This window comes from uncultured Methanofollis sp., from assembly GCF_937919355.1.
In the GTDB taxonomy this organism is placed as follows: domain Archaea; phylum Halobacteriota; class Methanomicrobia; order Methanomicrobiales; family Methanofollaceae; genus Methanofollis.
Genome location: NZ_CALFSA010000025.1, coordinates 1 through 6,720, shown reverse-complemented (window position 1 = coordinate 6,720; position 6,720 = coordinate 1). Strand labels below are relative to the sequence as shown.

9 protein-coding genes are annotated in these 6,720 nt (G+C 60.8%); 5 read left to right on the top strand and 4 right to left on the bottom strand.

Translation table 11 applies throughout. The annotated features are described in order from the left end of the window. Nucleotides 1-15 precede the first annotated feature (15 nt). Nucleotides 16-156 (bottom strand): hypothetical protein, encoded by a 141-nt coding sequence (locus Q0520_RS01465; RefSeq protein WP_298665717.1) that lies wholly within the window; start codon nucleotides 154-156, stop codon nucleotides 16-18. A 119-nt stretch (nucleotides 157-275) separates the two neighbouring features. Between Q0520_RS01465 and Q0520_RS01460 the strand changes: the two genes are divergently transcribed. Beyond that, complete coding sequence (locus Q0520_RS01460) at nucleotides 276-614, top strand: helix-turn-helix transcriptional regulator (protein ID WP_298665715.1); 339 nt, start codon at nucleotides 276-278, stop codon at nucleotides 612-614. On the opposite strand, the gene Q0520_RS01455 is transcribed toward Q0520_RS01460, so the two are convergent. Then, a complete protein-coding gene (locus Q0520_RS01455; protein ID WP_298665713.1) occupies nucleotides 611-1,084 on the bottom strand; it encodes a hypothetical protein in 474 nt (157 codons plus the stop codon). The genes Q0520_RS01460 and Q0520_RS01455 overlap by 4 nt on opposite strands. A gap of 121 nt (nucleotides 1,085-1,205) precedes the next feature. Between Q0520_RS01455 and Q0520_RS01450 the strand changes: the two genes are divergently transcribed. Continuing rightward, a complete protein-coding gene (locus Q0520_RS01450) occupies nucleotides 1,206-2,162 on the top strand; it encodes a hypothetical protein (RefSeq protein WP_298665711.1) in 957 nt (318 codons plus the stop codon). Continuing rightward, nucleotides 2,159-2,863 (top strand): hypothetical protein, encoded by a 705-nt coding sequence (locus tag Q0520_RS01445; RefSeq protein ID WP_298665709.1) that lies wholly within the window; start codon nucleotides 2,159-2,161, stop codon nucleotides 2,861-2,863. The genes Q0520_RS01450 and Q0520_RS01445 overlap by 4 nt, the downstream gene beginning before the upstream one ends. Here Q0520_RS01445 and Q0520_RS01440 read toward each other — a convergent pair. After that, nucleotides 2,835-3,515 (bottom strand): hypothetical protein, encoded by a 681-nt coding sequence (locus tag Q0520_RS01440; protein ID WP_298665707.1) that lies wholly within the window; start codon nucleotides 3,513-3,515, stop codon nucleotides 2,835-2,837. The genes Q0520_RS01445 and Q0520_RS01440 overlap by 29 nt on opposite strands. Nucleotides 3,516-3,658: 143 nt before the next feature. On the opposite strand from Q0520_RS01440, the gene aspS reads away from it, so the two are divergent. Then, a complete protein-coding gene (gene aspS, locus Q0520_RS01435) occupies nucleotides 3,659-4,948 on the top strand; it encodes an aspartate--tRNA(Asn) ligase (RefSeq protein WP_298665719.1) in 1,290 nt (429 codons plus the stop codon). Next, nucleotides 4,945-5,841, top strand: a complete 897-nt coding sequence (locus Q0520_RS01430; RefSeq protein WP_298665706.1) for a methionine synthase — start codon at nucleotides 4,945-4,947, stop codon at nucleotides 5,839-5,841. Before aspS ends, Q0520_RS01430 begins: the two co-directional genes overlap by 4 nt. Before the next feature lie 301 nt (nucleotides 5,842-6,142). Here the strand turns inward: Q0520_RS01430 and Q0520_RS01425 are convergent. Next, nucleotides 6,143-6,720, bottom strand: a 578-nt coding sequence (locus Q0520_RS01425; RefSeq protein WP_298665704.1) for an ATPase domain-containing protein, incomplete at its 5' end; no start/stop codon positions are given.

Genomic DNA, 6,720 nt, shown 5'->3' with positions numbered 1-6,720 from the left:
GTCATCCCCTCGCCCTTACTCGTCCTTCTTCTCTCCCTTCTTCGGGACGATCTTCGTGCCGCAGCAGCAGCACCCACAGTCCTTGCCCTTCAGGGCGCCCATGAGTTTCGAGACGATGCCTGACTTTTCGGTCTTTTTCTGTGTGTTTTCTGCCATAGGTTTCACGTCCGCATGTTTCAAGATTTGTTGAAATAGTATCCCTATCCCAAAGGGTATAAGGATATCCATTTCATACTATCTTGAAATAGCCCTGTGGGCTCTGGAGAGTATAAAACATGCCAATTCCTGAACCTGTTGAAGACGACCTCGCACGGGTCGGCGGTGTCGTGGGCCTCACGCGCCTCCTCCCCGACAGGGAGACGCTCGCCCTCCGGTCGCAGCAGTTCCATGCCCTCTCCGATCCCGTGCGCCTGAAGATCCTCCTCCTCCTCGCCGTCCAGCCCCTCTGCGTCTGCGTGATCAGGGAGGTGGTGGCGGTCGCCGACTCCCGCCTCTCGTACCACCTCAATGTGCTCAAAAAAGCCGATCTGATCGCGGGCGTCGCGCAGGGGAACTGGATCATCTACTCCCTCACCCCTGAGGGGGAGAGGTTTGCCGCCGCCCTCGTCGGTTAGGGGAGGGCGTAGGCCGCCGCAAGTCCCAGGACGACATACTCGATGAAGACCGCCCGCGGCACGGGGAGCAGGGGGACGCTGCCCGTCTTCATGCGGTAGGCGGTGACGAAGGCGTCGGCGACGCCGCAGACCCAGGCGCCGCCGGCGATGACGAAGCCTATCATTGACACTTCTTTCAGCCCGAAGGCGCAGAGGACAGATACGAGAAACCCTTTTCCCAGGTTGCCGTTGATCACCTGGCCGAACCCCGGGAGCACCGCCGAGCATAGGGGCGGGACATGCGGTTTTCCCGCGGCCGCGAGGCGCGGACCTGCGGCCGGGACGAGTATGACGGCCACCATCCCGGCGGCGACCCAGAACAGGGTCTCCCCCACAGAGGTGCGGGAAGCCGCGGCGGCGATGAAGGGAGCGAGGACCAGAAGGGCGAGAGGGAGGAGGAGGAAACGACCGGGTACCGGGTTTTGCAGCATAATACTCTAGTATTATATCAAATCTTTGGTTTTTAAGTTTCACCTATTTGACATGGTTTAAATATTTTGTTACATTATATGTGTACATTCAAAATTTCGTTGATTTATTCAGGAATTGCATATGGATCGTCAGGACATACTCTCGGTTCTTGTCGGGGTCGTCATCGTGCTCGTCGTCGCCCTCGTCGTCAAACCCGCCCTCTCCGGAGGGCCAGGTGACGACAGTACTCCCGGCGCTCTCCCCACACCCGCACCCGTGGTGACCACCCCGGCCCTGACCCCCGACCCTGCCGGGAAGGAGATCATCAGGGAGTTCAGGTGGACTGCCATCGACGGCGGCGTCCAGACTGCCACGCTGGAAATCCCGTCATCTCTCTTTGACAGGGAGAGGAAGACCCCACGCATGGCTGACCACTCTGCCTGGGGACGGTACGCACTCTCTGAAGATGAACGCCCGTACCTCGAAGCCCTCGCCCGGCAGATCGCCTCACCCCGCTTCAACACCCCTGACGAGGACTACTGGCGGGTGATGGATGTCCTGTTCTTTGTCCAGCAACTCCCGTACTCCTCCGACGACGCCCCTGCAAGTTATACCGGCGGTGCGGTCCCCGCGCAGGCCATCCATACCCCCGGCGGTGTCGAGTACCCGAAATATCCTGTCGAGACCCTTGTCGACGGGGAGGGAGACTGCGAGGACTCGTCGATCCTCGCGGCGTCCCTCCTCACCTTCATGGGCTACGACACCGTCCTCCTGGGGTACTCGGACCACATGGCCGTCGGCGTGCAGATGACGGGAAATGGTCCGTACTATGCTGACTATACCCCGAGATCCTATGATTTCGGCGGCAAGCGCTACTACTACGTGGAGACGACGAACTATCTCCCGCTCCCGAGGACCAATCCCGGGAATATTGACCGCTGGGGAAAACCATTCCCTGTCGGCGACGTGACCCACGGTTCGATCTCGAGCGTGAGGTCGGAGACCCCCACCATAATCCCCCTCCGCTACATCGTCAGGCCCACGCACTACACGGTCCGCCCGGTCGATCCCCTTCCCGGAGGTGAGGGCTTGTGGTGAACCTGAAGATGCCCGATCAGGAAGAACTTGTCCGGAAGATCGGTGACCTGAAGGCGAAACTCACTCACCTCCAGGTCTCCGACCTGAAGACGTTCCGGCCGAAGGTGCCGACGTTGAAGAAACCGACGATGACGCCGAAACTGCGCAAGGCGCTGACCGCCTGTGGTGTCGTCGTGGCGGTGCTCGTCGTCGCCGTCGTCGGGTGGACCGTCTTCCAGGTGCTGATGCAGCACCACGAGGTCAGAGTGCTCGGGGATGCTATTGCCTCCTCCGAGACCGACCTCGCCGCTCTTGACAGGGACGTCTCCGCGCTCATCGGTTCGGTCGGCAAAGCCCCCTCCCTCAGGGAGTCTGATGCCTATATGACAGAGTTCAGGGGCCTGGCCGACCGCGGCGTCGCCACAACCGCACGACACATGCAGGCGATCGAGGGGACCGCCGTCCCCGAGACCCATCTGGGTGTCAGGGACGCATACCTGCAGGCCCTCGGCCACCTGAACCGTGCCTATACCCTCTGGTCGGCGTCGGCGGAGGCCTACGACCTCAGGCAGTATAGCGAGGCTGAAAAACGGATTGGAGAGGCCGACCGGGAATGGCAGGCATATGAATCGGCCGTCGACATGTATAACCTGGAAATTGTCCTGAGCCAGCAGAAAAAAGAAGAGTCCCTGTTTACACCAGGTACTTCTCCGGCACCTTGATCACGAGAGAGAAGGAACTGATCTTGTCGGTCCGGATCACGAAATAATAATCTTTGAACCCTTCCCGGAAGAGGAGCGTGCCCGAGTTTGCCGTATTCCCCAACGTATTATTTTTCGGGGTCATGAAATTGGCTCTGTTCATATTGACCTCGGCAAGGAGACGGTTCGGGTCCTCAGCGTCCCTGACCTCGAGGTCGAAGCGTGCACGTTCCTTGAATTGCGCGTTGACCGTGTAGTCGAGTTCCCAGTACGGGAACGGGATGTGATAGATCTCGGTGGTCATCACCTTCTCCACTTTCGTGGACGAGATCTTCGCATAGTCTTTCATGGCTACTGTATCGACATGCAGGTCATTTGGTGGTTTCACGGGGGTGGTGGTCGGCGTCACGGTGAGAGTGATGTGGTATGTCGCCGGGTCGACGAACTTCACGTCATAGGGTTTTTTCCCGTCCCACTCGCCCGGCGGGGTCGGGACCGCCCGGGGACTGCTGGACTCAGCCTGGGGGGAAGGGGATCCGGGGGTAAGGGCCGGCACGGTGGTGGTGTTCGTGCCTGATTGCGCCCCGTCACCGCCCGGTTGTGTGCACCCGCAGGCGAGAAGCGATAGGACGAGGACACAACAGGCAAGAATGTCTATCCTCTGCATATCCATCTATCGTCTCCGCTTTTATTAAGCCGTTTCCTGATGATCCTGGTGCCGGCTCTGCAGGGGATCTCTCTTCATGCAGGATCTTTCGCTCTCCGGTCTATCATAAAGCCCATATCCCATCCACCCCCATAGGTACAGGATTGTACATGCGTACTCCCATCAACGAGGTAACCCCTGACACCGAGCGTGCCGAAATCGCCGGCTGGGTCCACGAGATCCGCGACCTTGGCGGACTCACCTTCTTCCTGATCCGCGACAGGACCGGGATCATCCAGGTCACTGTCGTCAAGAAGAAGGTCTCTGAAGCCGTCCTCCAGGCCGCAAAGACTGTCTCCCGCGAGTCGGTCGTCCGCGTCAGCGGCGCCGTGAAGCCGATCGAGAAGGCGCCGGGCGGCCGCGAACTCACCCCCGAGACCTTCGAGATCATCTCCCTCTGCGAGAGCCCCCTGCCCCTCGACGTCGTCGAGAAAGTGCCGGCCGAACTCGAAACCCGGCTCGACGCCAGGTTCCTCGATGTGCGGAAGCCCCGTGTGGCGGCGATCTTCAAGATCAGGAGTGCGGTCACCGCCGCCACGTACGACTTCTTCTCGAAGCGCGGCTATTACAATATCACCACCCCGAAGGTCGTCGCCGCGGCGACCGAGGGCGGCACTGAACTCTTCCCGATCGCCTACTTCGAGAAGGAGGCCTTCCTCAACCAGAGCCCGCAGCTCTACAAGCAGATGATGATGGCCGCCGGTTTCGAGAAGGTCTTCGAGATCGGCCCGATCTTCAGGGCCGAGGAGCACAACACGCTCAGGCACCTCAACGAGGCGACGTCCATCGATGTCGAGGTCTCGTTCGCCGACCACAAAGACGTCATGAAGGTCCTCGAAGACCTCGTCTCCCACCAGTACGCCGTCGTCGCGGATACCTGCTCCGACGCCCTCGCCGACCTTGGCGTTGATTTCGAGGTGCCGAAGGCGCCTTTCCCGCGTATCCCGTACGCCGACGCGATCGACATTGCGGCAAAGAAGATCGACGAACCGATCGCCTACGGCGACGACCTCTCCACCCCCTCGGAGAGGGCGATCGGCGAGGAGATGGGCGAGCACTACTTCATCGTCGACTGGCCGAGTTCGATCAGGCCGTACTATGCGATGCCGTACGAGGACGACCCGTCCATCTGCAAGGCCTTCGACATGATGCACCCGCGGATGGAACTCTCCTCGGGCGCCCAGCGTGTCCACCAGTACGACCTCCTTGTCGAGCAGATCAAAGCAAAAGGATTAAGCCCGGAGAGTTTCGAGTTCTATCTCCAGCCCTTCAAATACGGCATGCCCCCCCACTCCGGCTGGGGTATGGGTATGGAACGGCTGATCATGACGATGCTCGACCTCCCGAACATCAGGGAGGCCGTGCTCTTCCCGCGTGACAGGCATAGAGTCGTCCCATGAACTTTATCTCGAAGGTCCTGCCGACCACGGTCGTCGGGAGTTACCCGGTCGTGAAGGCCGGGGGGCTCCGCTCCCTCCTCAACCCCCTGCACGGGGCGGTCGAGACAGCGGTCGCTGACCAGCTCAGGGCCGGCGTCGATATCATCTCCGACGGGCAGGTCCGGGGCGACATGATCACGGCGTTCGTCTCCCGCCTGCCCGGTATCAGGGGGCAGAGCGTCATCGGCAGGATCGAGCCTCCCGATAAACCCCTCACCGTTGCGGATACGAAATACGCCCTCTCGATGCACCCGAAGGTGAAGGGGATCATCACCGGTCCCTCGACCCTCGCCCACGGCCTGCGGATCGAGACGCCGGCGTACAGGGGGCGGGACGAGGTGGTGCTGGACCTTGCGCAGGCCCTCGCTTCGGAGGCGCGGGCTCTCCAGGCCGCAGGCGTGACGATGGTCCAGATCGACGAACCGATCTTCTCCACCGGCGCCGCCGACCTCGCCGTCGGGAGGCAGGCGGTGGACCTGATCACCTCGGTGCTCCGCATCCCCTCCTGTCTCCATGTCTGCGGGAACCTGGAGAGTGCGGTCGACGACATCCTGAAGATCCAGGTCTCAGTCCTCGACTTCGAGTTCTCCGAGAACAGGGGGAACCTCGACCTCCTCTCGTCGAAGGACCTGAAGGGACGGCCGGTCGGATACGGCTGCGTCGCCTCCGCCGACCCCGGCGTCGAGAGTGTCGAGACGATCGAGAAGAGGATTGCACGGGGGATCGATGTCTTCGGCGCCGAGAACATGCTCATCGACCCAGACTGCGGTCTCCGGATGCTTGAGAGGGACGTGGCCTACGGGAAACTCTCCACAATGGTAAAGGCCGCCGCGGCCCTCAGGGCCGAATACTGATCTTCTTTTTTTCTTGAACTCGCTCTCGCTCGTTCCCCGCTCAGGATAGGTGGGGATGGGGCAATCTCTCCCTCCTCCGAATCTCCTGTTCGCTCTTCCCGGAACCAATCGCAAGTGGGGGACGACCGAAGGGAGTCGAGAAAATCTGTGATTTTCGCAGTCCGGGGGCTTGCCCCCGGTTTCGATCGGGGGAAGTCTGTCGATCCGCACCTTCTTCGGAGGATCACCACCCCTCGAACACCTCTCGGTCGTCTGCACCAGAATCTCTCTGAAAAAAAAAGTATTGTAACGAAAAGGTCGCTCAGACGACTCTCTTCGTCGTCGAGAGTTCGAGGCCCTCGGCGGTGATATTGTACGGGACAAGCTGCCTGGGGAGTTCTGTCCCGACCATCTTGAAGACGCCGAGCATCCTCCCCACCTCGGAACCTTCTATCCCCTGTTTGAGTTCGATGTAGCCGTCGACTTCCCGGATGAGCTTGAACTCGTCTGCATTCCGGTGGATGCCGGGGTACATGGTGAGTATCACATTCGAGCCGTCGGCCACCTTCTCCCGCAGGCCGCGGGTCACGAGGTCGATGGCCGGGTCGATACCGTGCCTGAGGATGATGCTCGAGAGCGAGTCGATGACGATACGCTGGCCGTGCAGGTGGTCGGGGTACTGGTCCGGGGGGATCTCCCGTGCATCGATCATCCCCTCCTCGACCTGTCCGTCGATCATCAGGTACGTCCCCTCCTCGGGGTTGTCAGGGTCTCCTTTCCAGAACTGGTGAGCGAAGAGGTCGAGTCCGTTTATGGGCGTGCCTGCGACGATGATCACTGTCCCCTTCGGGATCCCCCCGTTCAGGACGAGGTCGAGGCCGACAAGACCGGTTGAACGCT